Below are 23602 nucleotides of genomic sequence, written 5' to 3'. Positions count from 1 at the left end.
CCGGTTTCGGGTGAAGGCGGCGCGCCGCGAGTGTTACAAATATCAGTCTTACCAACGGCTTCGGATGCGGGGCGGCGATGGCGGACCTCACCCTCGGCTTCGGCCTGTCGTTCCACGAGCTTTACGGGCAGGACGGGCTGGCCCGGCTCGACCGCGCCTTCCTCGCCCGGCTGTCCGACACGGACGTGGCGCTCGCCAACCGGCTGCTCTCCGCCCGCGCCCAGCCCGACCGGCTGGAGGCCAAGGCGGAAAGCGACCTGCTGATTGCGCTCGCCCCCCACGCCGAGGATTTCATCGGCGATCTGTTCGGTATCCGCGCCGCGCTCGATGAGCTGCGCGCCCGCCACACGGAGCTGGCGCCGCTCTACACCGCCAAGCGCCTGTTCGTTCAGCGCCGCGCCGCCAAGGCGGTGAAGCCGGAGGCGGTCGCCGCCCTCGACGGGGCGGAGCTGGCCGCGCGGCTGGAGGACTGGCTGGGCGGCCCGCTGACCGAGGCCGCCTTCGCCCGGCAGGTGCTGGCCTGGATGGAGGACGAGGCCGCCCACGCCGACCAGCTCGACAGCGCCGCCCAGTACGCCGCCTGGGCCGTCTTCAGCGAGGCCGGGCGCGCCCGGCACGGCGGCGGCGTGCTGTTCCAGGTGCCGCACCGCACCGACCCGCAGCGTCTCGTTCCCGTAGAGACGGTGGAGCGGCACGGCGTCACCATGATGCGCCTGCCCGAGATACGCTTGCCCGGCGGCGCGTGCCGCGAGCGCCAGGGCTTCCACCTGACCGACCCCGGCACCGATCTGGCCGGGGCGCTGGACGAGGCCAACTACTGCATCTGGTGCCACAACCAGGGCAAGGACAGCTGTTCCAAGGGGCTGCGCGACCGCAAGACCGGCGAGTTCCAGAAAAGCGCCTTCGGCGTCGCGCTGGCCGGCTGCCCCTTGGAAGAGAAGATTTCCGAGATGCACGCGCTGAAGGCCGAGGGCGTGCCCATCGGGGCGCTGGCCGTGGTGGTGGTCGACAACCCGATGTGCGCGGCCACCGGCCACCGCATCTGCAACGACTGCATGAAGGCCTGCATCTACCAGAAACAGGAACCGGTGGACATCCCGCAGGCGGAGACCCGCACGCTGAAGGACGTGCTGGAGCTGCCCTGGGGCTTCGAGATCTACAGCCTGCTGACCCGCTGGAACCCGCTGGACCTGCGTCGCCCGCTGATGCGGCCGGACAGCGGCTTCAAGGTGCTGGTGGCCGGGCTGGGGCCGGCGGGCTTCACGCTGGCGCACCATCTGATGAACGACGGCCACACGGTGGTCGGCATCGACGGGCTGAAGATCGAGCCGCTGCCCGCCGACCTCTCCGGTGTGCTGCCCAGCGGCACGCGGGTGCCCTTCCGGCCGATCCGCGACGTGCGCGATCTCTACGACCGGCTGGACGAGCGGGTGATGGCCGGCTTCGGCGGGGTGGCCGAATACGGCATCACCGTGCGCTGGAACAAGAATTTCCTGAAGGTGATCCGGCTGCTGCTGGAACGCCGGGCGCGCATGACGATCATCGGCGGGGTGCGCTTCGGCGGCACGCTGACCATCGACGGGGCGCTGGAGCTGGGATTCGACCACATCGCGCTGTGCATGGGGGCGGGCAAGCCGACCGTCGTGCCGATGGCGAACGGGCTGGCCCGCGGGGTGCGGCAGGCCTCGGACTTCCTGATGGGCCTGCAACTGACCGGGGCGGCCAAGCCGGACAGCATCGCCAACCTTCAGGTCCGGCTGCCCATCGTGGTGATCGGCGGCGGGCTGACCGCCATCGACACGGCGACGGAGGCGCTGGCCTATTATCCGGTCCAGGTCGAGAAGTTCCTGTCCCGCTACGAGATCCTGGCGGCCGAGCGGGGGGAGGCGACGGTACGCGCCCGCTGGACGCCCGATGAGGCCGAGCTGGCCGATGAGTTCCTGGCCCACGCCCGCGCCATCCGGGCGGAGCGTCTGGCGGCGGGGGACGAGGGGCGCGAGCCGCGCGTCACCGCGCTGCTGCAATCCTGGGGCGGCTCGACCATCGCCTACCGCCGCCGCCTGATCGACAGCCCCAGCTACACGCTGAACCACGAGGAGGTGGCGCACGGGCTGGCCGAGGGCATCCGCTTCCTGGAATGCGCCGCCCCGCGCGGGGTGGAAATCGACGGATCGGGGGCCGCTCAGGCGATCCATCTGGCGATCAGCCCGGTCGGGCCGGACGGGGTGGTGGCGCCCGCCGCGGTGGACGCGCGACTCCCCGCCCGCACCATCCTGGTCGCCGCAGGCACCCAGCCGAACACCGTCCTGGCCCGCGAGGAGCCGGACTGGGTGGAACTGGACGGGCGCTGCTTCCGCGCCATCGACGAGGACGGCCGGCCGGTGACCCCGGAGCGGCAGGCCAAGCCAGCCCAGGCGCATGTCCTGATGGCCCGGGCGCCCGACGGGCGGTTCCTCAGCTTCTTCGGCGACCTGCACCCGTCCTTCGCCGGCAACGTGGTGAAGGCGATGGGCGGGGCGAAGCGCGGCTATCCGGTGGTCAGCCGCGCGCTGGCCCGCCGGGCGCCCAGCTCCGTGACGCCGGAGGCGCTGGTGCGGCGCCTGAACGCCGAACTGCGGCCCCTGGTGCACAGCGTCACCCGCCTGACCCCGACCATCGTGGAGGTGGTGGTGAAAGCCCCTGCCGCCGCGCGCCGTTTCGAACCCGGACAGTTCTACCGGCTGCAGAATTTCGAAACGCTGGCGCAACGGATCGGCCGGACCACGCTGGCCATGGAAGGTTTGGCCCTGACCGGCGCCTGGGTTGACAAGGAGGCCGGGTTGCTCTCCCTGATCGTGCTGGAGATGGGCGGCTCGTCCGACCTCTGCGCCCTGCTGAAGCCCGGCGACCCGGTGGTGGTGATGGGGCCGACCGGCGCCCCGACCGAGATCCCGGAGGGCGAGACGGTGGCGCTGGTCGGCGGCGGGCTGGGCAACGCCGTGCTGTTCTCCATCGGGCAGGCCTGCCGGGCGCGCGGCAACCGGGTCGTCTACTTCGCCGGCTACAAGCGGATGGGGGACCGTTACAAGACCGAACAGATCGAGGCCGCCGCCGACCGCGTCGTCTGGTGCTGCGACGAGGCGCCGGGCTTCACGCCGTCGCGCCCCGGCGACCGGACCTTCGTCGGCAACATCGTGGAGGCCATGCGCGCTTACGCGGCGGGCGAGTTGGGGCCGGCGGACATCCCCCTGGAAACGGTGGACCGCATCGTCGCCATCGGTTCAGACCGCATGATGGCGGCGGTGGGGGCGGCCCGGCACGGCGCGCTGAAGCCGCACCTGAAGCCCGGCCACGCGGCCATCGGCTCCATCAACTCCCCCATGCAATGCATGATGAAGGAGATCTGCGCCCAGTGCCTGCAACGGCATACCGACCCGGCGACCGGCGAGGAGACGGTGGTCTTCTCCTGCTTCAACCAGGACCAGAGCCTGGACCGCGTGGATTTCGCCAACCTGAACCAGCGGCTGCGCCAAAACGCCGTCCAGGAGAAGCTGACCGCCCAATGGATCGACCGCGGCCTGCGGCTGACCGGCCAGCGGAAGGGGTGAGGGGGGATGCTCTCCCTCTCCCCTCTGGGGAGAGGGTTAGGATGAGGGGGATGCGCTTTTGCCGGACGAACGGCCACGTACAACCCCCTCACCGGCCCTCCGGGCCACCCTCTCCCCAGAGGGGAGAGGGTTATTAAGAGCGTTCACGCACCCGTCGCGGTGCTGACCGCCGCCTGGGGCAGCGGCTCGGTGGAGCTTTCGAACAGGTCGGCCTCGGCGGCGCGGCGCTTCACCAGACCCGGAAGCTGCGTCTTGACGCCGTTGACCGTGGCGTAGACCCAGCGGCTGAACTGGCCGGCGGCGCCCTCGTAGTCGCCCTGGTTCAGCAGGCGCAGCAGGGTCGAGCATTGCAGGCTGCCGGCCCCCAGGTTGAACACGAAAGAGGCCAGCGCGCCGCGCTGATTCGGGTTCAGCGCGACGGTGACCAGCTTGTCCACCTGGGCGGCGGCGGAGGTCAGGTCCGACTTCAGCAGGTCGTCGGCCTGGGCGGAGGAGATGCTCTGCCCCAGTTCGACCCCGGCGGTGTGGCCGTAGCCGATGGTTGGCACCCCCGCCGGACACAGGTAGGCCTTGAGGTAAAGACCCTCGAAATGCTTAACAAGGTTGACCGCTTCTTCGCAAACCGGCGTCGTCATGATCGTCTTCCCCAGCGTGTCGTGAACGTGCATTGGCACGAACTGTTCGTGCTTGGGAAAGGGTATCCGAAGCAATAAACTCCTAAAAATGGTTTATTTATTCACATTCACCCGCATGGGGAGAGGGCTTGGCCGGGCGTCAGATCCAGCGGAATTCCGCGGCCACCGCGCGGGCCTCCCCCGGTGTGATCAGGCGGTGGGTCGCCAGCTTCACCGAATGCAGCCTGCCGTCCAGGTTGGCCTGCCAGAAATCCAGGAACCGGCGCAGCACCGGGTAGCCGGGGGCGAGGTCCAACTCCTGCCAGAGATAGCTCTGCAGCAGGTGCGGGTGGTCCGGCATGTGGTACAGAATCTCCGCCGTGGTCAGGCGGTAATCGCGAAGCTGAAGCCCCAGACTGGCCATGCTCTGCCTCCGTGATGGTGGAACCGATGGCGTCCTTGCGCTGTGCCTACGTGATTCTTTTGTGAAAGTGTGCCGTTCGCAGCTGCGGCGGGCAACAAAAATTTTTCTTCTGTTTCAATGCATTAGCAGCAAGTCATGGTGACTGCTGCCAGGAATCGCACCGATTGCCGCAACGACCCTCTTGAATCGAAACCGCAGCTCGATTAGCTGTCTGGCACTCGCCGGGGGAGAGTGCTAACAGCCCCGAGCCCGGCGCCAATCCTTTCAATAAGCCTTGATCCTGGAGGCATCCCCATGAAGTTCCGTCCGCTGCACGACCGCGTCGTCGTCAAGCGTCTGGAGTCCGACACCAAGACCAAGGGCGGGATCATCATCCCCGACACCGCGAAGGAAAAGCCCCAGGAGGGCCAGGTCATCGCGGTGGGTCCGGGCGCCCGTGACGAGAGCGGCAAGGTCGTTGCGCTCGACGTGAAGGCCGGCGACCGCATCCTGTTCGGCAAGTGGTCGGGCACCGAGGTGAAGATCGAGGGCGAGGATTTCCTCATCATGAAGGAATCCGACATCATGGGCGTCGTCGAGGCCTGAGCCTCCGCCCGCGCTGAGCGATCCAACCCCCCGAATTTCAAGGAAGTGAGCAATGGCTGCCAAGGAAGTTAAGTTCTCCGCCGCCGCGCGCGAGAAGATGCTGCGCGGTGTGGACATCCTCGCCGACGCCGTGAAGGTGACGCTGGGTCCGAAGGGCCGCAACGTCGTGATCGAGAAGTCCTTCGGCGCTCCGCGCATCACCAAGGACGGCGTCTCGGTCGCCAAGGAAATCGAGCTGTCGGACAAGTTCGAGAACATGGGCGCCCAGATGGTGCGTGAGGTCGCGTCGAAGACGAACGACCTGGCCGGCGACGGCACCACCACGGCGACCGTTCTGGCCCAGGCCATCGTCCGCGAGGGCGTGAAGTCGGTCGCCGCCGGCATGAACCCGATGGACCTGAAGCGCGGCATCGACCTCGCCGTCGAGACCGTCGTGAACGACATCCGCGGCCGTGCCAAGAAGGTCACGACCAACGACGAGATCGCCCAGGTCGGCACCATCTCCGCCAACGGCGAAGGCGAGATTGGCAAGATGATCGCCCAGGCCATGGAGAAGGTCGGCAACGAGGGCGTCATCACGGTGGAGGAGGCCAAGAGCCTCGAGACCGAGCTGGACGTCGTCGAGGGCATGCAGTTCGACCGCGGCTACCTGTCGCCGTACTTCATCACCAACGCCGATAAGATGATCGCGGACCTCGAGAGCCCGTTCATCCTGCTCCACGAGAAGAAGCTGTCGGGTCTGCAGGCCCTGCTGCCGGTCCTCGAGGCCGTCGTGCAGTCCTCGCGTCCGCTGCTGATCATCGCCGAGGACGTCGAGGGCGAGGCCCTGGCGACCCTGGTCGTGAACAAGCTGCGTGGCGGCCTGAAGGTCGCCGCCGTCAAAGCCCCGGGCTTCGGTGACCGCCGCAAGGCGATGCTGGAGGACATGGCCATCCTGACCGGCGGCCAGGTCATCTCCGAGGATCTCGGCATCAAGCTCGAGAACGTCACCATCGACATGCTGGGCACCGCCAAGAAGGTTGTGATCTCCAAGGAGAACACCACCATCGTCGACGGCGCCGGCTCGGCCGAGGACATCCAGGCCCGCATCGGCCAGATCAAGGCGCAGATCGAGGAGACCACCTCGGACTACGACCGCGAGAAGCTGCAGGAGCGTCTGGCGAAGCTGGCTGGCGGCGTTGCCGTCATCCGCGTCGGCGGCGCCACCGAGGTCGAGGTGAAGGAGCGCAAGGACCGCGTTGACGACGCCATGCACGCCACCCGCGCCGCGGTGGAAGAGGGTGTCGTCGCCGGCGGCGGTACCGCCCTGCTGTACGCCACCAAGGCCCTGGACGCCCTGAAGCCGATCAACGACGAGCAGCGCGTCGGCATCGAGATCATCCGCCGCGCCCTGCAGGCCCCGGTCCGTCAGATCGCCTACAACGCGGGCACCGACGGTTCGATCGTGGTCGGCAAGCTGCTGGACCAGAACGACGCCAACTTCGGCTACGACGCCCAGAAGGGTGAGTTCACCGATCTGGTCGCCGCCGGCATCATCGACCCGGTGAAGGTGGTTCGCACCGCCCTGCAGGACGCGGCCTCGATCGCCGGCCTGCTGATCACCACCGAGGCGATGATCGCCGAGAAGCCGGAGAAGAAGGCTGCTCCGGCCGGTATGCCGGGTGGCATGGACGACATGGGCGGCATGGGCTTCTGATAGCCTGCGTCGAAAAGCTCACGTCATCCGCGACGTTTGCGGAAAGGGCGGTCCTGCGGGGCCGCCCTTTTCCGTTTGGGCATCTCCCTGACGGACAGGGTGCCGCCGTCCGCGTTTTGGATTGGAACAGTTCTAAACTAGGGCCGTTGACCTCCCAACCGGACGCCCCAGAGGTGCGCCGGCACGGCTTGCTGTTCAGGGAGAATGCGATGGCTGACCAATCGAAGACTCTGACCAACCGTCAGGGCCACCCGATCACCAACAACCAGTCCCAGCGCACCGTGGGCCCCCGCGGTCCGGCGACGCTGGAGAATTACCAGTTCCTGGAGAAGATCTCTCACTTCGACCGCGAGCGCATTCCGGAGCGCGTGGTCCACGCCCGCGGCTTCGTCTGCTACGGCGAATTCGAAGCGACGGGCAAGATCGGCGACGAGCCGGCGTCCAAATACACCCGTGCCAAGCTGTTCGGCCAAGCCGGCAAGAAGACTCCGCTGGCCATCCGCTTCTCCACCGTCATCGGCGGGCGCGACTCGTCGGAGGTGGCGCGCGACCCGCGCGGCTTCGCGGTGAAGTTCTACACCGAGGACGGCAACTGGGATCTCGTCGGCAACAATCTGCCGGTCTTCTTCATCCGCGACGCCATCAAGTTCCCCGACGTCATCCACTCGCTGAAGCCCGATCCGGTGACCTTCCGGCAGGAGCCGAACCGCATCTTCGACTTCATGAGCCAGACGCCCGAATCCATGCACATGCTGACGCATCTGTTCAGCCCGCGGGGGATTCCGGCCAACTACCGGCACATGGAAGGCTTCGGCGTGAACACCTACAAGATGGTGAACGCCAACGGCGACACAGTGCTGGTCAAATACCACTTCCACCCGCGCTGCGGCGTCGCCTCCCTGACGGCGGAGGAAGCGGCGAAGGTGCAGGGGCAGGATCTCGGCTCCGCCTCCAAGGACCTCTACGAGGCCATCGAGCGCGGCGACCACCCGCAGTGGGACATGTATGTTCAGGTCATGGAGGACCATGACCACCCCGAACTGGACTGGGACCCGCTGGACGACACCAAGATCTGGCCGGAGTCGGACTTCCCGCTGCGCCATGTCGGCGTGATGACGCTGAACCGCAACGTCGAGGACGTCTTCAACGAGAACGAACAGATCGCCATGGGCACCGGCGTGCTGGTGGACGGGCTGGACTTCTCCGACGACAAGATGCTGGTCGGGCGGACCTTCTCCTACTCCGACACGCAGCGCTACCGGGTCGGCCCCAACTATCAGCAGTTGCCGATCAACCAGGCCAAGAACGCGCCGGTCGCCACCAACCTGTCGGGCGGGCAGATGTCCTACCAGCGCGATCTGGCGCCGGGGCAGAACCCGCACGTCAATTTCGAGCCGTCCATCCACAACGGCCTTAGCGAAGCCCAGCGGGAGGAGCCGAACAACCCGCCGGAAATCCACGGCCGCCTGACCCGCAGCGTGATCGAGCGCCGCAACGATTACGTTCAGGCGCGGGGCCGCTACTGCACCATGATGGACTGGGAGCGCGACGATCTGGTCCTGAACATGGGCACGCTGCTCGGCCAGTGCGAACGCGACGTCCAGGAGCGGATGCTCTGGCACTTCTTCCTGATCCATGACGACTACGGCAGCCGGGTGGCCGGCATGCTGGGCATGACCGCCGCCGACGTCGCCGGCTTGGCCCCCCTGCCCAAGCAGGTGCTGACCGACGAGGACCAGAAGCGGTTGAAGGCGCTGGGCAGGAATGGCGACACGATCGACCCGAAGGCCTGGGGCCAGTGGACCGGCTCCGTGAAGGTCCACCGCGCCACGGCGGATGAGGTGGTGAAGGGCATGCCGTCCGGCGTGCAAGGCGGCATGACCAGTCAGGCTGCCGACTAAGCACAACCTAAGATCATTAATCGGTTGGCGTCCCAATGGGGGCGGCGGGTTGTCCCGCCGCCCCTTTTTCATGCCCGCGCCGATGATTGTTTTGATTATCCACAGTTTGTGCGCGGGCATGCGGCAAGTTGCCGCGCGACACGCCTGTCACTGGTATCACCAGAGCAGGGCGTGCCACTGTCATTTTGCATCAAGGCATTAGCCAAAATATTAGAACTTCGATAAGGGAGAAGTGCGATGTCCATGCGTGCTGCCGTGTCGTTCGCGGCCATGCTGGCGGCCTCCGTCGCCACCTTCGGCGTGCCCGCGTTCGCCGCCGACGAACCGATTTCGCCGATCGAGTCGGCGAAGGTCACCAATCCCGGATTGGTTGAACTCGGCAAGAAGCTGTACTTCGATCCCCGGCTGTCCAAGTCCGGCTTCATCTCCTGCAACTCGTGCCACAACCTGTCCATGGGCGGCACCGACAACCTGAAGACCTCCATCGGCCACAACTGGCAGCAGGGTCCGATCAACTCGCCGACCGTGCTGAACTCCAGCCTGAACGTGGCGCAGTTCTGGGACGGCCGCGCGCTGACCCTGCAGGAGCAGGCCGGCGGCCCGATTGCCAACCCCGGCGAGATGGGCTCCACCCACGCCCTGGCGGTCGAGGTGCTGCGCTCCATCCCCGAATACCAGAAGGAATTCGCCGAGGTCTTCGGCGAGACGACGATCACCATCGAGGAGGTGACCAAGGCCATCGCCGCCTTCGAGGAGACGCTGGTCACGCCGAACTCCCGCTTCGACCAGTGGCTGAAGGGCGACAAGAAGGCCCTGACCACCGTCGAGCTGGAAGGCTACGAGCTGTTCAAGGACTCGGGCTGCACCGCTTGCCACAACGGCTCGGCCGTCGGTGGCAACACCTTCCAGAAGATGGGCGTCGTCGAGCCCTACAAGACCAACAACCCCGCCGAGGGCCGCATCGCGGTGACCAAGGAGGAGGCCGACCGCTTCAACTTCAAGGTTCCGACGCTGCGCAACGTCGCGCTGACCTACCCCTACTTCCATGACGGCGAGGCCGCGACGCTGTCCGACGCGGTGGACGTCATGGGCCGCATCCAGTTGGGCAAGAAGTTCTCGCCGGACGAGAACGGCAAGATCGTCGCCTTCCTGAAGACGCTGACCGGTGACCAGCCGAGCTTTGCTCTGCCGATCCTGCCGCCGTCCACGGACAAGACGCCGAAGCCGCATCCCTTCGACTGACGGGGTTGGGGGTTGGATGGGGCCGGGCGTCGTTGGGGCGGCCCGGCCCCATTCCTTTTCTTGAGGATGGTTGCAGGGTATCGACATGCGGTGGGGATGGAAGACGGCGGGCGGCTTCGGGGCGCTCGCGCTGGCCGGTCTGGTGGGCATCGTCGTCGGGGTGGTCGGCTGGGGCGGCTTCAACACCGCGATGGAAGCGACCAACAGCATGGAGTTCTGCGTCTCCTGCCACGCGATGCGCGACAACGTGTATGTCGAATACAAGACCTCGCCGCACTACCAGAACGCCTCGGGCGTGCGGGCCACCTGCGCCGACTGCCACGTCCCGCGCGACTGGACGCACAAGGTGATCCGCAAGGTGCAGGCGTCGGGCGAGCTGTACCACTGGCTCATCGGCTCCATTGATACCAAGGAGAAGTTCGAGGCCAAGCGCCACACGCTGGCGCGCCGCGAATGGGACCGCATGCGCGCCACCGACAGCCAGGAATGCCGCAACTGCCATTCCTTCGGCGCCATGGACTTCCACAAGCAGACGCCGAAGGCGGCCAGCGCCATGGAGGGGGCGGAGAAGGCCGGCAAGACCTGCATCGACTGCCACAAGGGCATCGCCCACAGCTTCCCCGACGTCACCGCCGGCCATCGCCAACTCTTCGCCGGCCTGTCGGACCAAGCGAAGGCTTTGGCCCTGAAGCCCGGCGACACCGCCTACGCCCTGACCAGCCTCGCCCTGTACAGCAAACCGCCGGCTCCTGGGAGCGCCGGGGACGGCGAGGTCGCCGCGGCGACGCCGGTCAAGGTCCTGGCGGCGGAGGGAGGCGCGCTGAAGGTTGAGATCACCGGCTGGCAGCGCGGCAGTTCCGCCCAGACGCTCTACGCCCAGCCGGGCAAGCGCATCACCACGGTCAAGCTGAACGCGGCGGTAGCGGGTCAAGCGGCGGTGTTGCGCAGCGTCACCGATCCGGAGACCGAACAGGAGTGGACGGAGGTCCGCCTGACCGCCTGGAGCGGCGCGGGCGGCTATGTGGGCACGCTCGGCGCGCTGTGGGATTACGGCGCGCGAGTCTACGACGCCAACTGCTCGCTCTGCCACACGCTGCACCCGCCGGCCGACATCGACGCGAACGCCTGGATCGGCAAGATGAACGCCATGAAGCGGCTGACCCGGCTGGACGAGGAGGAGGGCCGCCTGCTGCTGGCCTATCTGCAGAGCCATGCGAAGGACGGCGCGCGATGATCGCTGCGGCGAGAACCCGAAGCTGCTAAGAGGGGTTTTCTACCACGGGCCGGCGCTGAACACGCCGCGCCCGCCGGCAGACGACCACTTGAGAAAGAGGACCCCCGCGATGTCGACTCTGCACAAACAAGCCATGGAAGCGGTGCTTCAGGCCGCCTCTCACGACATCGTCGGCACGCTCCAGGAGCGTGGCGTCACCGACAAGCACAGCGAGGAGGGCGACCTCGCCGTTCTCGACGTCGCGATCCTGCACGCCTACCGCATCTTCATGCGGATCTGCGAGGAGAACGGGCTGGAGGTGGATGCGGGCTATTTCGCCGACATGGCCAACGACCTTGCCGACGAGGTGGCCCAGGAGGACGACGCGGACTGATCCGGTCCCGCGCCGCCGATTCCCGCTTCTTGAGTGCCCCGGTCCCGTCCGACGCTGCTTTTTCCTTTGGCGAAGGCGGTGCGGACGGGACCGGTCGACATCCTTTACCCCTCGGGGGACCCGATGACCGACGCCCCTGACACTGTTTCTTCTCCCGACGCCTTCTCTCCCGATGTTGCGATCATCGGCGCCGGCCCGGCCGGGCTGATGGCGGCGGAGGTCATCGCCGCCGCGGGCCGCTCGGTCGCCGTCTTTGAGCGGATGCCCACCCCGGCGCGCAAACTGCTGCTGGCTGGGCGCGGCGGGCTGAACCTGACCCATTCCGAAGCGCTGGACGCCTTCATCGCCCGCTACGGCGCGCAAGCCCCGCTGTTCACCGATCTGCTGGCCGGCTTCTCCCCGGCGGACCTGCGCGATTGGGCGGCGGGGCTCGGGATCGAGACCTTCGTCGGCTCCAGCGGGCGCGTCTTTCCGGTGCAGATGAAAGCCTCCACCCTGGTCCGCGCCTGGCTGCGCCGGCTGGAGGGGCTGGGCGTCTCCCTGCACACCCGCCACCGCTGGCTCGATTGGGACGCGTCCGGCGCGCTGCGCTTCCAGCGCGGTGACGGCACCGAGACCACGGTCGCCCCGCGGGCCACGCTGCTGGCGCTGGGCGGGGCGAGCTGGCCGCGCACCGGCTCCGACGGTGCCTGGACCGAGCTGCTGGCCGTGCGCGGCGTGGGCATCGCGCCGCTGCGCCCGTCCAACATGGGCTTCGAGGTGCCCTGGTCCGATCACCTGCGCGAGCGCTTCGCCGGCCAGCCGGTCAAGAGCGTCGGCCTCGCCTTCGGCGACCGCCGGCTGAAGGGCGAGTTCGTCATCACCGAGACCGGCATCGAGGGCGGCGCCGTCTATGCGCTGAGCGCCCCCTTGCGCGACGCCATCGAGCGCGAGGGCTGGGCCGCCCTGACCATCGACCTGATGCCGGACCTGCCGGAGTCGGCGATCGCCAAACGGCTGCGCCGCCGCGGCGCGGAATCGTTGTCCACCTTCCTGAAGAAATCCCTGTCGCTGACCGGCCCGCGCGCCGCCCTGCTGCGCGAGTTCACCCCGGCGTCGGAACTGTCCGACCCGGCGGCGCTGGCCCGCCAGATCAAGGGCCTGTCGATGGTGCTGACCGGGGTGCGGCCGATCGAGCGCGCCATCTCCACCGCCGGCGGCGTCCGGCTGGCGGAGCTGGACGGATCGCTGATGCTGACCCGCCTGCCGGGGACCTTCGTCGCCGGGGAGATGCTGGATTGGGAGGCGCCGACCGGCGGCTACCTCCTCCAGGGCTGCTTTGCCATGGGCACGCGGGCGGGGAAGGGCGTGCTGGGGTATCTGGGGGGCTGAGTCATTGCCGAACTTGCCCCCTCCCTAACCCTCCCCCGCTGACGCAGGGGAGGGGACTGCCGCCGCTTCGCAGAAGGCACCCTCTCCCGCGAAAGCGGGGGAGGGCTGGGGTGGGGGCAATGCGCTTCCCTTCACCGCACCGGATTGCCGTAGTCGTACTGCACCTGCGGCGCGCTGCCCTTGCCGGTCAGGCTTTCAATCAGCGAGCCGATGCCGGAGGCCACGCCGCCCGACGAACCGCGCGCAGGTGCCGCCGCCGGGGTGGCGCGGGCAGGTTCGGCGATGCCGCCGGACGCGACATAGGCGGGGGCGCCCTCCATCCCCGGCAGGGGGCGGGGCGGGCGTCCGACGTGGGCGTCCAGCATGAAGCCCTGCCACAGCTTGGCCGGCAGGGAGCCGCCGGTGACCCGCTTCATCTCGGCGTTGTTGTCGTTGCCCAGCCACACCCCGGCCACGAGGTCGGCGGTGAAGCCGACGAACCAGGCGTCGCGGTAATCCTGGGTGGTGCCCGACTTGGCCGCCGCCGGGCGGTCGAGCTTCGCCGACTTGCCGGTGCCGTACTCGATGACGCCGGTCATCATGCGGGTGAGCTGCACCGCGTGCGCCGGATCGACCACCGGGACGGAGCCGCCGGCCTGCCGCCGGTACAGGACGTTGCCGTCGCGGTCGCGGATCTCGGTGATGGCATAGGGCCAGACCGGGGCGCCGCGGTTGGCGATGCCGGCGTAGCCGCGGGTCAGCTCCAGAAGGTTGACCTCGCTGGTGCCGAGCGCCAGCGACAGGTCCTTGCCCATCGGCGAGTTGATGCCCAGCCCCGCCGCCACCCGGCGCACCCGCTCCACCCCGATGCGGTCGATGATGCGCACGGTCGCGGTGTTGGACGAATGGGCCAGCGCGTTGGCCATGGTGACGGTGCCGCGGAACTTGCCGTCGTAGTTGCCGGGGCTCCAGCCGCCGATGCGGACCGGGGCGTCCTCGACCGGGCTGTCCGGCGACCAGCCGGCCTCCAGCGCCGCCAGATAGACGAAGGGCTTGAAGGCCGAACCCGGCTGGCGCATCGCCTGGGTGGCGCGGTTGAACTCGCTGTTGTCGTAGTCCCGCCCGCCGACCAGGGCGCGCACCGCGCCGTCGGTGGTCATGGCGACCAGGGCGCCCTGGCGGGCGTTGGCGGCCGCACCGGGGCCGGCCAGGATCTCCTCCAGCCGCTGCTCCGCCGCGCGTTGCAGCTTGAGGTCCAGCGTCGTGCGCACCACCACGTCGCCGTGGCCGGAGCCGACGAAGGCCGAGACCAGTTCCGTCACCCAATCGGCGAAATAGCGCCCGTCGCCGCCTGGCTTGCGCTTGGCGGAAGGCGGGGCGTTGCGCGCCGCCTCCAGCTCCTGCGCGGTGATGAAGCCGGCGTCCACCATGGCGCCCATCACGACGCGCGACCGCTCCGCCGCCTCGTCCGGGTTGGAGGATGGGGCGTAGCGCGAGGGCGCCTTGAGCAGGCCGGCGATGATCGCCGATTCCCGCAGGTCGAGCTGGGTCGCCGGCTTGCCGAAATAGGTGCGCGCCGCCGCGTCCACGCCGAAGGTGCCCGCCCCCAGATAGACGCGGTTCAGATAGGCGGTGAGGATCTGGTCCTTGGTGAAGCGGTGCTCCAGCCACAGCGCCAGCATGGCTTCCTGGATCTTGCGCTTCAGCGACTTCTCGGGCGTCAGGAAGAGGTTCTTGGCGAGCTGCTGGGTGATGGTGGAGCCGCCCTGCGCCGAGCGGCCGGACCGCCAGTTGACGTAGAGCGCGCGGGCCAGACCGATGGGGTCGACGCCGAAATGCGAGTAGAAGCGCCGATCCTCGATGGCCAGCACGGCGTTGATCAGATGCGGCGGCAGGTCGCGCACGCCCAGCGTCGTGCCGTGCAGGTCGCCGAAGCGCGCGAACTCCGACCCGTCGGCCGCCAGCACGGTGACCGAGGCGCGCCGTTCGAACTGCGCCACCTTGGAGATGTCCGGCAGGTCCAGCGCGAACCAGGCCAGCACCGCGCCCAGCGCGATGCCGCACCACACCCCGGCGACCATCCCGGCATAGACCAGCGTGCCGAGGATCGTCCGCCGCCCGCCGCTTCTGGCGGTTTTCGGAGCGGCTTTCCGTGGCGGGGGAGCGGGCTTGCGCGGTTTCTCAGCCTTGGGCTTCTCGGGCTTGGCGGGCTTTTCCGGCTTGGGCGCGCGTTTGGGCAGGCGGGGGCGCAGCGCCGGCTCCTCGCCCCGCGTCTGGATGGGGCGCGGCCCCGCAAAGAGTTCGCCCGGTCGATCGTTGCTCACGGCGCGGTCGCGGCCCCCAAGAAATCCATGCCTGAGGTAATCTGTGATGGAAAGCTATACGCCGCCGCCCCGTTGCGACGAAAGAGCGCCCTCGAAAGAGATAAGATTTGTCTTAGCACCGTTGCAGATGGATGACGGGGGTGGAAGAAAAGCCGCCGCGGACTGTTGTTTCCATGAATAAGCGTTGACGCAGCGGAGAGCCTGTTCATGTCGAAGCCCCTGACCGTTTCCATTCCCCACAAGCTCGGCCGGGACGAGGCGAAGCGGCGCGTGGCGGAGGGGGTGGGGCAGGCCCGCTCCCACCTCGCCGCGATCGCCAGCAGCATGGACGACCACTGGACCGACGACCGCGTGGATTTCCGCGTGGTGGCGATGGCCCAGACCGTCACCGGCTTCATCGACGTGCAGGACGACAGCGTCACCGTGGAGGTGCAGCTTCCCTGGGCGCTCGGCCTGCTGGCCAACAAGGTGAAGGACCGGCTGCAGAGCAAGGGCACGTTGCTGCTGGAGAAGAAATAGCCGCCCCTATTCGGGCTTGCCGATCAGCCCGTGCTTCTTCAGCAGCCCGCGAAGCTGGTGGTAGCCGAGCCCCAGCGCCTCGGCGGTCTGGCGCTGGTTGAAGCGGTTGCGCTCCAGCGCCGTTTCCAGAAGGCCGGCTTCGAAGCGCCGCACCTGCTCCTGGAAGTCTCCGGCGGCAATGGGCGCCTCTTCCTCCGCAGTGTCCGGTGACGGGGCGGGGGCCGCCGGCGCGGCCGGGCGCCAAGCGGAGGCGAAGGGGTCGAGCAGGATTTCCTCCACCGGCCCCTCCGGGTCGGACGCGGCGACGGAACGCTCCACCGCGTTGCGCAGCTCGCGCACGTTGCCCGGCCAGCCATGGTCCAGAAGCTGCTCCAGCGCCCGCGGGGCGAAGCCGGGGAACAGCGCCCTCTCCAACTCCCGCACCATGCCAAGGGCGAAATGCTCGGCGAGCACGGGGATGTCCTCGCGCCGGGCGCGCAGCGGCGGCAGGGTCACCACGTCGAAGGCCAGCCGGTCCAGCAGGTCGGCGCGGAATTGCCCGGTTTCGGCCAGCGCCGGCAGATCGGCGTTGGTCGCCCCGATCACCCGCACATCGACGATCTGGGTCCGCCCGCCGACCCGCTCGATCTCGCCATACTCCACGGCGCGCAGCAGCTTTTCCTGAACGGCGGCGCTGGCCGTGGCGATCTCGTCCAGGAACAGCGTGCCGCCGTCGGCCTGCTCCACCCGTCCGATCTGCCGCCGGATCGCCCCGGTGAAGGCCCCGGCCTCGTGCCCGAACAGCTCGGAGTCGAGAAGGCTCTCGGTCAGCGCGGCGCAGTTCACCTTTACGAAGGGACGGTCCCAGCGGCGGGACAGATAGTGCAGGCGGGCGGCCACCAGCTCCTTGCCGGTCCCGCGCTCCCCGATGACCAGCAGAGGACGCTCCAGCGGCGCCACACGGGAGACGTGAGCAAGGACCGCGTGGAAGGCCGGGGACTCTCCGAGCAGGGAGGGCGGATTGGGCTGCATGGTCAAAAGGGCGAAGAGTTGGTGAATTTCTTCATTATATCGCGGAAAGGACGATGCTCCAAACCCGAACACCCTCCGCCCGCTCCAGAAAATCCAAGGTTTTGCAGGGATTCCCGGCTTTGGCACGGCCATTGCGAAGAAGGGGACCAAATAAGGAGACCCGCATGAGCCACTACAGCGACTATCACCGCCGCTACACCCGCGAGGCCCGTCCGCTGGCGGCGCGCATCCGGACCTACCTGACCAGCCGCCCCACCGAGAGCTGGGCGTTCTTCGCCGCCGGCCTGCTGATCGCGACGATCCTCGGCTGACGAAGACCAAGCCCGACCGACAAGCGACCAAGAACGGACACATCCCCATGAGCATCTTTTCGCGCCTGACCGACATCGTGCAGTCCAACCTCAACTCCCTGCTCGACCGCGCGGAGGACCCGGAGAAGCTGATCCGTCTGATCATCCAGGAGATGGAGGACACGCTGGTCGAGGTGCGCTCCTCCACGGTGAAGATCATCGCCGAGCGCAAGGAGATCGAGCGCCGCATCGCCGACCTGCACCGCGAGCGCGACTCCTGGGACCGCAAGGCCGAGACCGCGCTGACCCACGACCGCGAGGACCTTGCCAAGCAGGCGCTGCTGGCCAAGTCGCGCGCCGCCGAGGAGGCCGATGTCCTGACCGCCCAGCTCGCCCAGGTCGAGGAGGCGCTGTCCAAGTCCAACGAGGACATCGGCCGCCTCCAGGCCAAGCTGACCGACGCCAAGAACCGCGAGAAGGCGCTGGTCGCCCGCACCAAGACGGCGGCCAACCGCGTGCGCGTCCGCTCCACCCTGCACGACGAGCGGATCAACGACGCCTTCTCCCGCTTCGAGCAGGTGGAGCGCAACCTTGACGAGCTGGAAGGCCGTGTGGAGGCCTACGATGTGGGCCGCACCAAGACGCTGACCGAGGAGATCGCGGAGCTGGAGGCCGACAAGAAGGTTCAGGACGAGCTGGCCGCGCTGAAGGCCCGCGTCGCCGCGCGCCGGGGAAGCTGATCCCGCACCGGCGCGGGCGCCGGCCCCGACTTCGTCTTTCCCGACAGCGGGGTTGGCGTTGAGTCCCCTCTCCCGCCGGTTCGCGGGAGAGGGGTTTCCCAAACAACAAGAAAGGCCGTCCCCCGATGAGCGGTTTCAGCTTCGTCCTCGCGGTGCTCTTCATGACCGTGGTGGCACCGCTTTGGATCATCTTCCACTACATCACCAAATGGCGCGGGCAGCGCGGGCTGTCGGCCCAGGACGAGCAGCTTCTGGCCGAGTTGTGGGACATCTCCAACCGCCTGGAGGGCCGCATCCACGCGCTGGAACGGGTGCTCGACGCGGAGTCGCCCAACTGGCGCGACAAGCTGTGAGCCGGCCGTATTCCACATTCATTCCGACCTGACGGGAGCCCGACGATGGACCGTTCTTCGCCCTACGACTCGCCCAACCCGCACCGGCTCTTTCGCGATCCGCAGCGTGGCGTGGTGGGGGGCGTGTGCGCCGGCGTCGCCGATTATTTCGGGTTCCGGCCCGGACTGGTGCGGCTGGCCCTGGTGCTCGGCCTGTTCTTCTTCATGCCGCCGGTGCTTCTCGCCTATGTGATCGCGGTGCTGGTCCTGCCGGTCAAGCCGCCGGCAGTCTACCGCAATTCGGAGGAGGAGGCCTTCTGGCGCGGCGTTTCGATCAAGCCCGACCGCACCCTGGCCGGGTTGACGCAACGCTTCCGCGATTTCGAAAAGCGCGTGGGAAACCTGGAAGCGCATGTCGCTTCCAAAGAGTACGAACTCAACCGCGCGATCCGCAACCTGGACCGCTGACGGCAGCCCCGGAGCGCCTCCGGGGCAAGGCCGCCGCCTGACCGCAGCACCGCCTGACGCGGCGCCGGTGGGTCAGCGCCGACGGCGGTTCCGGCTGCGCACGCGCACCGGCTTCATGGCCGGGCGGGCGGCAGCGAGACCGGCGAGGGCCGCAGCCATCGCCCCAACGAGCACGACCAGATCGAGATCCATCATGGCTCCTCCGCTTGACCCGAGCAGAATGACGCAACTGTGAAGGACATGGTAGCGAAAAGAGGTGACAGCAACCGTCCGTCCGGCAGATGACCGCCACCGGGGCTCCCCCCAATGAGGAAGCCTATCCGTCCGGGGCGTCAATCGAGGTAAGGCTTTACCGAAAGAATGGAGAAGCCATTGTGTTCGGGATGGCGGGCGTTGATCTTCTCCCGCGCCTTCGCCTCATCCAGGCCCCAGACCAGAAAGCGGCGGCCCCTCTTCCAGCGCTCCAGAGCCGTCTTCTCCAGGGCCGTCTTCTCCAGGGCGCCATTGACACGCGCGCGATAGTCGGCGTGGGCCACCGTCACCACCCATCCGGCATCCGCCGGTGTCCGCCGGTCGTCCAGGACATAGACACGCCGGTCCACTGCGCCCGCCGCAGCCAGCCGTTGTTCCAGATCCTCGCAGGCCAAGTCGATGGATGCTTTGCGACGCCGCGCCGCGCGCAGCTCCCGCGCCTGGTCCAGCGTGGCGCGGGCGAGGCGTTTGAGGCGCTCCACCTGGGCCTGCCGGCGGGCCGCGGCGCTGGCGATGCGCTCCTCCGCCATCCGGAGCTGCCGCCGCGCCGACAGGAGCGAGACCGTCAGCGTCGCCACGCCGACCAGCGCGGAGAAGAGATACAGCGTCGATGGATGGCCCATGGCGTCCTCAGCTCGCTATTGCCAGGGGGGTGGGATCGCCCGACCCGGCTTTGCCCTGGCTGGCGCCCGTCCCCCCGGTCGTGATCGAAGCGTCCCGAGGGGTTTCCTGAATCCGCAACACCACATAGCCGAAGGCGGGCGGGTAGCGCCGCTCAATCTCGGTGCGGGCCACAGGCATCGTGCGCGCCCACACCTCGACCGTCTGGGGCCGTGCCCAGCCGGAGTCGATGAAGGCGTGCTGCGCCTGCTGGTTGGTGCCGCCGCCGACGTATTTGTTCGCGACCTGGGCAATGTAGCAGGGGGTGCCGGCGACCTCCTCTCCGATCAGCCGCCGGAGATCGTCGCCGCGGTGCTCAAGGTCGCGCAGGCGCCGTTCCAGCGTCTGACGGCGTCGCGCGGCGTCGCCGATGTCCCGCTCGGCCTTGCGCAGGTCGTCGATGCGCTGCGTCTTGCGTGCCTCGAACCCGGCCTCCAGCTTGGCGCGGCGGGCGATGGTGTCCTGCCGGCGGCCGGTACCGAGCCGCCGGTCGATCGCGCGCTCGCCCAACAGGACCGCCGCCTTGCCGATGCCGAAGCCCAGCCCGGCCAAGGCGAGCGCCAGGAACAGCGCCTGACCGTAATCGTTCCACATGGCTGAGACCCTGATCCCCCGAAAAGAACCGGAGCGGACTCGGCCCGGAGCCCGTTCGCCGCCTTCACCGTCTCATGGTGTCGAGAATGGAGGAGCGGTAATCCACGCCCTATGGACCTGCAACGCCTAAGTGCAGGGCAAATGAAGTTTGCAAACTTCCTTCACGTCGGGGAAATTTCCGTATCCGCTCCGTTTCCGTATCGTGTGCGGACCACAAGAAAGCGGTTCTATGTTTTCACGAACCGCTGCCGCCGCCAGGGCGGCGGATCACGAACAGGGCGGCGTCTTAGGCTCGTCCGCGACGCACACGCGGTCCCGTCCGGCCAGCTTGGCCTCGTAGAGCGCGGCGTCGGCGCGGCGCAAGGTCAGCTCGATGGAGGGCTCCGACGCGCTCCACTCGGCCACGCCCAGGCTGGCGGTGATCGGGATGGCCCGGCCATCGGTCACCACCGGGCTTCCGGCAATGGCGGCGCGCACCCGCTCGGCCACGATGCGGGCCCCGGCAAGGTCGGTCTCCGGCAGCAGCGCGACGAACTCCTCCCCACCGAAGCGGGCGAGTTGGTCCGAGGTGCGCAGGGCCTCGCGGGCGCGGACCACCACCGTGCGCAACGCCTCGTCCCCGGCGGCGTGGCCGTGGCCGTCGTTGACCGCCTTGAAATTGTCGAGGTCGAGCAGGATCACGCTCAGCCGTCGCCCGTGTCGATGCGCCCTCCCCAGCTCCGCGGCGGCGAGGTCCAGGAAATGCCGGCGGTTCCACACGGCGGTCAGAGGATCGACCGTAGCCAGCCGCTCCAGCTTGGTGTTCGCCGCCTCCAGCGCCCGGGTGCGTTCGGCGACGCGGGCCTCCAGCGTCTCGTTGGCTTCGCGCAGCCGCTCATACAGGCTGACGTTGGCGAAGCTGATGGCGATCTTGGAGGCGAACACCTCGACCAGCCCACGGTCCACGTCGTCCAGAGGTCGGTCGGTGTGAATCCAGGCCGCCACCTCGTGCCCGTCCGGCACACGGATGAACAGGGTCGTCTCGTTGGCGCCGTAATGGCTCCGGCGGCTGCGGAAGGCGTCGGTGATGCGGCCGGCGAGAGCCGGCGGGATCATCGCGTCCGGGGCCAGCGCTCCGGTCGGCGACGCGGTCTGCCCGGCCGCCTCGGCGTAGCAGCCGGCCCCGGCCAGCACGTAGAAGGCGCCGTCGGGCAGCGGCCGGCCGGTGGCGCCGCGCTGGGCGCACAGGATGGCGTCGGGCTTCACCCGCAGGAAGGCGGACAGCTGCGTCAGCACCCCGGCCGCGAACTGCTGCATGCAGCGCAGCTCGAACAGGCGGTCGGTGGACTGGATGATCTGCTGAAGCCCGCGGCGGTTGGTCTCCAGCGCCACGATGTCGGCGTAGGCGCGCAGGGCCGCGACGACGGAGGTGAACAGCTTCTTCGCCGTCAGCTCCGCCTTGGACTTGTAGTCGTTGATGTCGTAGGCGAGGACCACGTCCTCTTCCGGCGCCTGTCCCGGCTGGCCGGTGCGCAGAATGATTCGGATGGCGTGGTTGTTCAGCTCCTCGCGGATGGTGCGGACCAGCCGCAGCCCGGCATCGTCCGTCTCCATCACCACGTCGAGCAGGATGATGGCGACGTTGGGGGTGCAGCGCAGGATGGCCGCGGCCTCGCCCGCCGACAGGGCGCTGACGAGCGACAGGCGCCGCCCCTTGTAGCGCAGGCCCCCCAGCGCCAGCCGGGTGACCGCATGGACCTCCGGATCGTCGTCGGCGATCAGCACGATCCACGGCTCCGCCCCGTCCTCGGGCGGCGGCGGCTGGTCGTCGTCTGCGAACAGAAGGTCGGTTTCCATGCTGTGCGTTCCGCCCGTCCTGTCCGTCCGTTCAGCCTGCCCGTTCAGCCTGCCCGTCCGTTAGGCCTGTTGCCGGCCAACAACCGGTTTCCCGGCGGTGCCGGTCAGGGTTTGCCACGCGGATTGCTGCCATTCAGCGGTAACCGATGCAACTTCACCTGCGCAACGGGTTCGTTGTCCTTATGGAATGAATTTCATCCTTTCGCAACCGTCGGTCCGCGGCATGTCGTTTGACCACGATCAAAGCGGGCGGCGGCGGCGGGCGGCAGACTGCGTTGAAACGGGGTGGCGGCAGGCCATCTTTCCGCAAGTCTGTGGAGCGGGTGTTGCGAATGTTGAATCGTCGGATGTTTCTCACGGCCATGGGGGCGAGCTTGACGGTGGGCGCTCTGGCCATCGCGGTGCGCAGCCTGGCCGGCACCTCCTCCGCCGCGGCCTCCTCCGCGGCCAAGCCGGAGGTGATGGTGTGGAAATCGCCGACCTGCGGCTGCTGCGGCGGCTGGGTGGACCATATGCGGGCCGCCGGTTTTCCGGTGACCGTGCAGGAGGTCGACGATGTGGAACCGGTGAAGGTGCGTCTCGGCGTGCCCGCCCGGCTCCAGTCCTGCCACACCGCCTTGGTCGGCGGCTATGCCCTGGAAGGCCATGTGCCCGCCGACAGCGTGCAGCGGCTGCTGCGCGAACGCCCGGCGGCGGTCGGCCTCGCCGTTCCCGGCATGCCGCAGGGCTCGCCCGGCATGGAGACGGGGGTGAAGGACCCTTACGACGTCGTTCTGTTCGGTGGGGCTGGTGGCGACAGCGTCTACGAGCGGCGCTGACCCTTCCGGGATAAGTCCGATAACCGGCGCCCTCGGGGCTTGCCCTTCCGTTCCTAGCTTCCAGCGGCGGGCCTTCCAAAGGCCGGCCGGCTTGGCGGAACGGAGGGAACGGCGTGACCACGGCATTCGATCTCGTCATCATCGGCTGGCTGAACGGCTACAGCCGCGCCAGCATGGCGGCGGACAAGACCATCTATGTCATCGCCCAAAGCGACCTGCTGAAGGGCGGCGTGCTGATGGCGCTGCTGTGGTGGTGCTGGACCCGGCGCAGCGGGCGGCTGATCGGGCCGGATCTTTACGCGGTGCGGACCATCTTCGGGGCGCTGCTGGCCATCGCCATCGGGCGCGGGATGCAAAACTTCCTGCCGATGCGCCTTCGCCCGGTCCATGATCCGGAACTGGGCTTCGTCGTCCCCTATGATGTGAACGCGTGGGCGGTCGACGGCTGGAGTTCCTTTCCCAGCGACCACGCCGTGCTGTTCTTCGCTCTGGCCGCTGCCCTGTGGTGGTCGAACCGGCTGGTCGGGGCCTTTGCCTTCCTGTGGACGCTGGTGGTGATCTGTTTGCCGCGCGTCTATCTGGGGTTTCACTTCCCGACGGACATCCTGGCCGGCGGGGTGGTCGGTGTCCTCATCATGGCGGCGGTGCTGGTCGTCTCGGTGCCGGAGCGGCTGACCCGCCGCTTCCTCCATTGGCAGGAGGCGCAGCCGGGGATCGTCTACGCGTTGGCCTTCCTGGTGACCCTTCAGATG

Annotated in this window: 23 protein-coding genes (1 of these 23 running past the window's edge); 15 read left to right on the top strand and 8 right to left on the bottom strand. The window is 68.3% G+C overall.

The annotated features are described in order from the left end of the window. The first annotated feature begins 77 nt into the window (after positions 1-77). Positions 78-3587 (top strand): pyridine nucleotide-disulfide oxidoreductase, encoded by a 3510-nt coding sequence (locus tag H1Q64_RS03890; protein WP_237904450.1) that lies wholly within the window; start codon positions 78-80, stop codon positions 3585-3587. A 143-nt stretch (positions 3588-3730) separates the two neighbouring features. Here the strand turns inward: H1Q64_RS03890 and H1Q64_RS03885 are convergent, their stop codons facing one another. Together H1Q64_RS03885 and H1Q64_RS03880 are read right to left on the bottom strand one after the other, a co-directional pair. Continuing rightward, the gene (locus H1Q64_RS03885; protein ID WP_237904449.1) at positions 3731-4222 is read right to left on the bottom strand and encodes a lysozyme; all 492 of its coding nucleotides are present in this window, start codon (positions 4220-4222) and stop codon (positions 3731-3733) included. Between the two features lie 139 nt (positions 4223-4361). Then, positions 4362-4625, bottom strand: coding sequence for an usg protein (locus tag H1Q64_RS03880; protein ID WP_237904448.1), 264 nt, complete (start codon positions 4623-4625; stop codon positions 4362-4364). Between the two features lie 294 nt (positions 4626-4919). On the opposite strand from H1Q64_RS03880, the gene groES reads away from it, so the two are divergent. The 7 genes from groES to H1Q64_RS03845 all read left to right on the top strand — a co-directional run bounded on the left by groES (position 4920) and on the right by H1Q64_RS03845 (position 13027). After that, positions 4920-5210, top strand: coding sequence for a co-chaperone GroES (gene groES / locus H1Q64_RS03875; RefSeq protein WP_145623298.1), 291 nt, complete (start codon positions 4920-4922; stop codon positions 5208-5210). 52 nt (positions 5211-5262) lie between these two features. Continuing rightward, positions 5263-6906, top strand: a complete 1644-nt coding sequence (gene groL, locus H1Q64_RS03870) for a chaperonin GroEL (RefSeq protein WP_035670811.1) — start codon at positions 5263-5265, stop codon at positions 6904-6906. A 209-nt stretch (positions 6907-7115) separates the two neighbouring features. Beyond that, on the top strand, positions 7116-8807 hold the full coding sequence (locus H1Q64_RS03865; protein WP_330874509.1) for a catalase: 1692 nt from the start codon (positions 7116-7118) through the stop codon (positions 8805-8807). A 237-nt stretch (positions 8808-9044) separates the two neighbouring features. Next, positions 9045-10049, top strand: coding sequence for a cytochrome-c peroxidase (locus tag H1Q64_RS03860; protein ID WP_330874507.1), 1005 nt, complete (start codon positions 9045-9047; stop codon positions 10047-10049). Positions 10050-10134: 85 nt separating this feature from the next. Further along, positions 10135-11283, top strand: coding sequence for a NapC/NirT family cytochrome c (locus H1Q64_RS03855; protein ID WP_237904447.1), 1149 nt, complete (start codon positions 10135-10137; stop codon positions 11281-11283). A gap of 109 nt (positions 11284-11392) precedes the next feature. Further along, a complete protein-coding gene (locus H1Q64_RS03850; RefSeq protein WP_035670820.1) occupies positions 11393-11656 on the top strand; it encodes a hypothetical protein in 264 nt (87 codons plus the stop codon). 123 nt (positions 11657-11779) lie between these two features. Next, positions 11780-13027 carry an NAD(P)/FAD-dependent oxidoreductase gene (locus H1Q64_RS03845; RefSeq protein ID WP_237904446.1) on the top strand — a complete coding sequence of 416 codons (1248 nt, stop codon included), beginning with the start codon at positions 11780-11782 and terminating at the stop codon, positions 13025-13027. Positions 13028-13158: 131 nt separating this feature from the next. Here the strand turns inward: H1Q64_RS03845 and H1Q64_RS03840 are convergent, their stop codons facing one another. After that, positions 13159-15330 (bottom strand): transglycosylase domain-containing protein, encoded by a 2172-nt coding sequence (locus tag H1Q64_RS03840; protein WP_237904445.1) that lies wholly within the window; start codon positions 15328-15330, stop codon positions 13159-13161. A gap of 207 nt (positions 15331-15537) precedes the next feature. On the opposite strand from H1Q64_RS03840, the gene H1Q64_RS03835 reads away from it, so the two are divergent. Beyond that, on the top strand, positions 15538-15849 hold the full coding sequence (locus H1Q64_RS03835) for a polyhydroxyalkanoic acid system family protein (protein ID WP_237904444.1): 312 nt from the start codon (positions 15538-15540) through the stop codon (positions 15847-15849). 6 nt (positions 15850-15855) lie between these two features. Here the strand turns inward: H1Q64_RS03835 and pspF are convergent, their stop codons facing one another. Next, positions 15856-16860: a phage shock protein operon transcriptional activator gene (gene pspF, locus H1Q64_RS03830; RefSeq protein WP_237904443.1), complete on the bottom strand. Its 1005-nt coding sequence runs from the start codon at positions 16858-16860 to the stop codon at positions 15856-15858. A gap of 164 nt (positions 16861-17024) precedes the next feature. Here pspF and H1Q64_RS03825 point away from each other — a divergent pair, with 164 nt between their 5' ends. The 4 genes from H1Q64_RS03825 to pspC all read left to right on the top strand — a co-directional run bounded on the left by H1Q64_RS03825 (position 17025) and on the right by pspC (position 18690). Beyond that, positions 17025-17171, top strand: coding sequence for a hypothetical protein (locus H1Q64_RS03825; protein WP_014239099.1), 147 nt, complete (start codon positions 17025-17027; stop codon positions 17169-17171). A gap of 47 nt (positions 17172-17218) precedes the next feature. Beyond that, positions 17219-17890 (top strand): phage shock protein PspA, encoded by a 672-nt coding sequence (gene pspA / locus H1Q64_RS03820; RefSeq protein WP_035670837.1) that lies wholly within the window; start codon positions 17219-17221, stop codon positions 17888-17890. 125 nt (positions 17891-18015) lie between these two features. Further along, positions 18016-18243 carry an envelope stress response membrane protein PspB gene (gene pspB, locus H1Q64_RS03815; protein ID WP_109067670.1) on the top strand — a complete coding sequence of 76 codons (228 nt, stop codon included), beginning with the start codon at positions 18016-18018 and terminating at the stop codon, positions 18241-18243. A 45-nt stretch (positions 18244-18288) separates the two neighbouring features. Then, positions 18289-18690, top strand: coding sequence for an envelope stress response membrane protein PspC (pspC, locus tag H1Q64_RS03810; RefSeq protein ID WP_237904442.1), 402 nt, complete (start codon positions 18289-18291; stop codon positions 18688-18690). A gap of 72 nt (positions 18691-18762) precedes the next feature. On the opposite strand, the gene H1Q64_RS33770 is transcribed toward pspC, so the two are convergent. From H1Q64_RS33770 to H1Q64_RS03795, 4 genes are all read right to left on the bottom strand, one after another. Continuing rightward, a complete protein-coding gene (locus tag H1Q64_RS33770) occupies positions 18763-18885 on the bottom strand; it encodes a hypothetical protein (protein ID WP_014239103.1) in 123 nt (40 codons plus the stop codon). Between the two features lie 137 nt (positions 18886-19022). After that, positions 19023-19565 carry a hypothetical protein gene (locus H1Q64_RS03805; RefSeq protein ID WP_237904441.1) on the bottom strand — a complete coding sequence of 181 codons (543 nt, stop codon included), beginning with the start codon at positions 19563-19565 and terminating at the stop codon, positions 19023-19025. Between the two features lie 7 nt (positions 19566-19572). Further along, positions 19573-20196, bottom strand: coding sequence for a hypothetical protein (locus H1Q64_RS03800; RefSeq protein WP_237904440.1), 624 nt, complete (start codon positions 20194-20196; stop codon positions 19573-19575). A gap of 267 nt (positions 20197-20463) precedes the next feature. Further along, positions 20464-22032: a diguanylate cyclase gene (locus H1Q64_RS03795; RefSeq protein WP_237904439.1), complete on the bottom strand. Its 1569-nt coding sequence runs from the start codon at positions 22030-22032 to the stop codon at positions 20464-20466. A gap of 347 nt (positions 22033-22379) precedes the next feature. Here H1Q64_RS03795 and H1Q64_RS03790 point away from each other — a divergent pair, with 347 nt between their 5' ends. Together H1Q64_RS03790 and H1Q64_RS03785 are read left to right on the top strand one after the other, a co-directional pair. Then, the gene (locus tag H1Q64_RS03790) at positions 22380-22850 is read left to right on the top strand and encodes a DUF411 domain-containing protein (RefSeq protein WP_237904438.1); all 471 of its coding nucleotides are present in this window, start codon (positions 22380-22382) and stop codon (positions 22848-22850) included. Between the two features lie 113 nt (positions 22851-22963). Continuing rightward, positions 22964-23602: the 5' portion of a phosphatase PAP2 family protein gene (locus H1Q64_RS03785; protein WP_237904437.1), read on the top strand. The gene runs 66 nt beyond the window's last position; the window shows 639 of its 705 coding nt (coding positions 1-639); its start codon is at positions 22964-22966; its stop codon lies beyond the right edge, outside the window.

Origin of the sequence: Azospirillum brasilense (assembly GCF_022023855.1) — a bacterium.
GTDB classification, from domain to species: Bacteria; Pseudomonadota; Alphaproteobacteria; order Azospirillales; family Azospirillaceae; genus Azospirillum; species Azospirillum brasilense_F.
Note: the sequence above shows the minus strand (reverse complement) of the source record. Positions and strands in the feature narration are given on the sequence as shown.

Bases quoted from the DNA above. Each gene is read 5' to 3' on its own strand.
- H1Q64_RS03890 (WP_237904450.1), top strand. From the start codon at position 78: ATGGCGGACCTCACCCTCGGCTTCGGCCTGTCGTTCCACGAGCTTTAC.
- H1Q64_RS03885 (WP_237904449.1), bottom strand. From the start codon at position 4,222: ATGACGACGCCGGTTTGCGAAGAAGCGGTCAACCTTGTTAAGCATTTC.
- H1Q64_RS03880 (WP_237904448.1), bottom strand. From the start codon at position 4,625: ATGGCCAGTCTGGGGCTTCAGCTTCGCGATTACCGCCTGACCACGGCG.
- groES (WP_145623298.1), top strand. From the start codon at position 4,920: ATGAAGTTCCGTCCGCTGCACGACCGCGTCGTCGTCAAGCGTCTGGAG.
- groL (WP_035670811.1), top strand. From the start codon at position 5,263: ATGGCTGCCAAGGAAGTTAAGTTCTCCGCCGCCGCGCGCGAGAAGATG.
- H1Q64_RS03865 (WP_330874509.1), top strand. From the start codon at position 7,116: ATGGCTGACCAATCGAAGACTCTGACCAACCGTCAGGGCCACCCGATC.
- H1Q64_RS03860 (WP_330874507.1), top strand. From the start codon at position 9,045: ATGTCCATGCGTGCTGCCGTGTCGTTCGCGGCCATGCTGGCGGCCTCC.
- H1Q64_RS03855 (WP_237904447.1), top strand. From the start codon at position 10,135: ATGCGGTGGGGATGGAAGACGGCGGGCGGCTTCGGGGCGCTCGCGCTG.
- H1Q64_RS03850 (WP_035670820.1), top strand. From the start codon at position 11,393: ATGTCGACTCTGCACAAACAAGCCATGGAAGCGGTGCTTCAGGCCGCC.
- H1Q64_RS03845 (WP_237904446.1), top strand. From the start codon at position 11,780: ATGACCGACGCCCCTGACACTGTTTCTTCTCCCGACGCCTTCTCTCCC.
- H1Q64_RS03835 (WP_237904444.1), top strand. From the start codon at position 15,538: ATGTCGAAGCCCCTGACCGTTTCCATTCCCCACAAGCTCGGCCGGGAC.
- pspF (WP_237904443.1), bottom strand. From the start codon at position 16,860: ATGCAGCCCAATCCGCCCTCCCTGCTCGGAGAGTCCCCGGCCTTCCAC.
- H1Q64_RS03825 (WP_014239099.1), top strand. From the start codon at position 17,025: ATGAGCCACTACAGCGACTATCACCGCCGCTACACCCGCGAGGCCCGT.
- pspA (WP_035670837.1), top strand. From the start codon at position 17,219: ATGAGCATCTTTTCGCGCCTGACCGACATCGTGCAGTCCAACCTCAAC.
- pspB (WP_109067670.1), top strand. From the start codon at position 18,016: ATGAGCGGTTTCAGCTTCGTCCTCGCGGTGCTCTTCATGACCGTGGTG.
- pspC (WP_237904442.1), top strand. From the start codon at position 18,289: ATGGACCGTTCTTCGCCCTACGACTCGCCCAACCCGCACCGGCTCTTT.
- H1Q64_RS33770 (WP_014239103.1), bottom strand. From the start codon at position 18,885: ATGATGGATCTCGATCTGGTCGTGCTCGTTGGGGCGATGGCTGCGGCC.
- H1Q64_RS03805 (WP_237904441.1), bottom strand. From the start codon at position 19,565: ATGGGCCATCCATCGACGCTGTATCTCTTCTCCGCGCTGGTCGGCGTG.
- H1Q64_RS03800 (WP_237904440.1), bottom strand. From the start codon at position 20,196: ATGTGGAACGATTACGGTCAGGCGCTGTTCCTGGCGCTCGCCTTGGCC.
- H1Q64_RS03795 (WP_237904439.1), bottom strand. From the start codon at position 22,032: ATGGAAACCGACCTTCTGTTCGCAGACGACGACCAGCCGCCGCCGCCC.
- H1Q64_RS03790 (WP_237904438.1), top strand. From the start codon at position 22,380: ATGTTTCTCACGGCCATGGGGGCGAGCTTGACGGTGGGCGCTCTGGCC.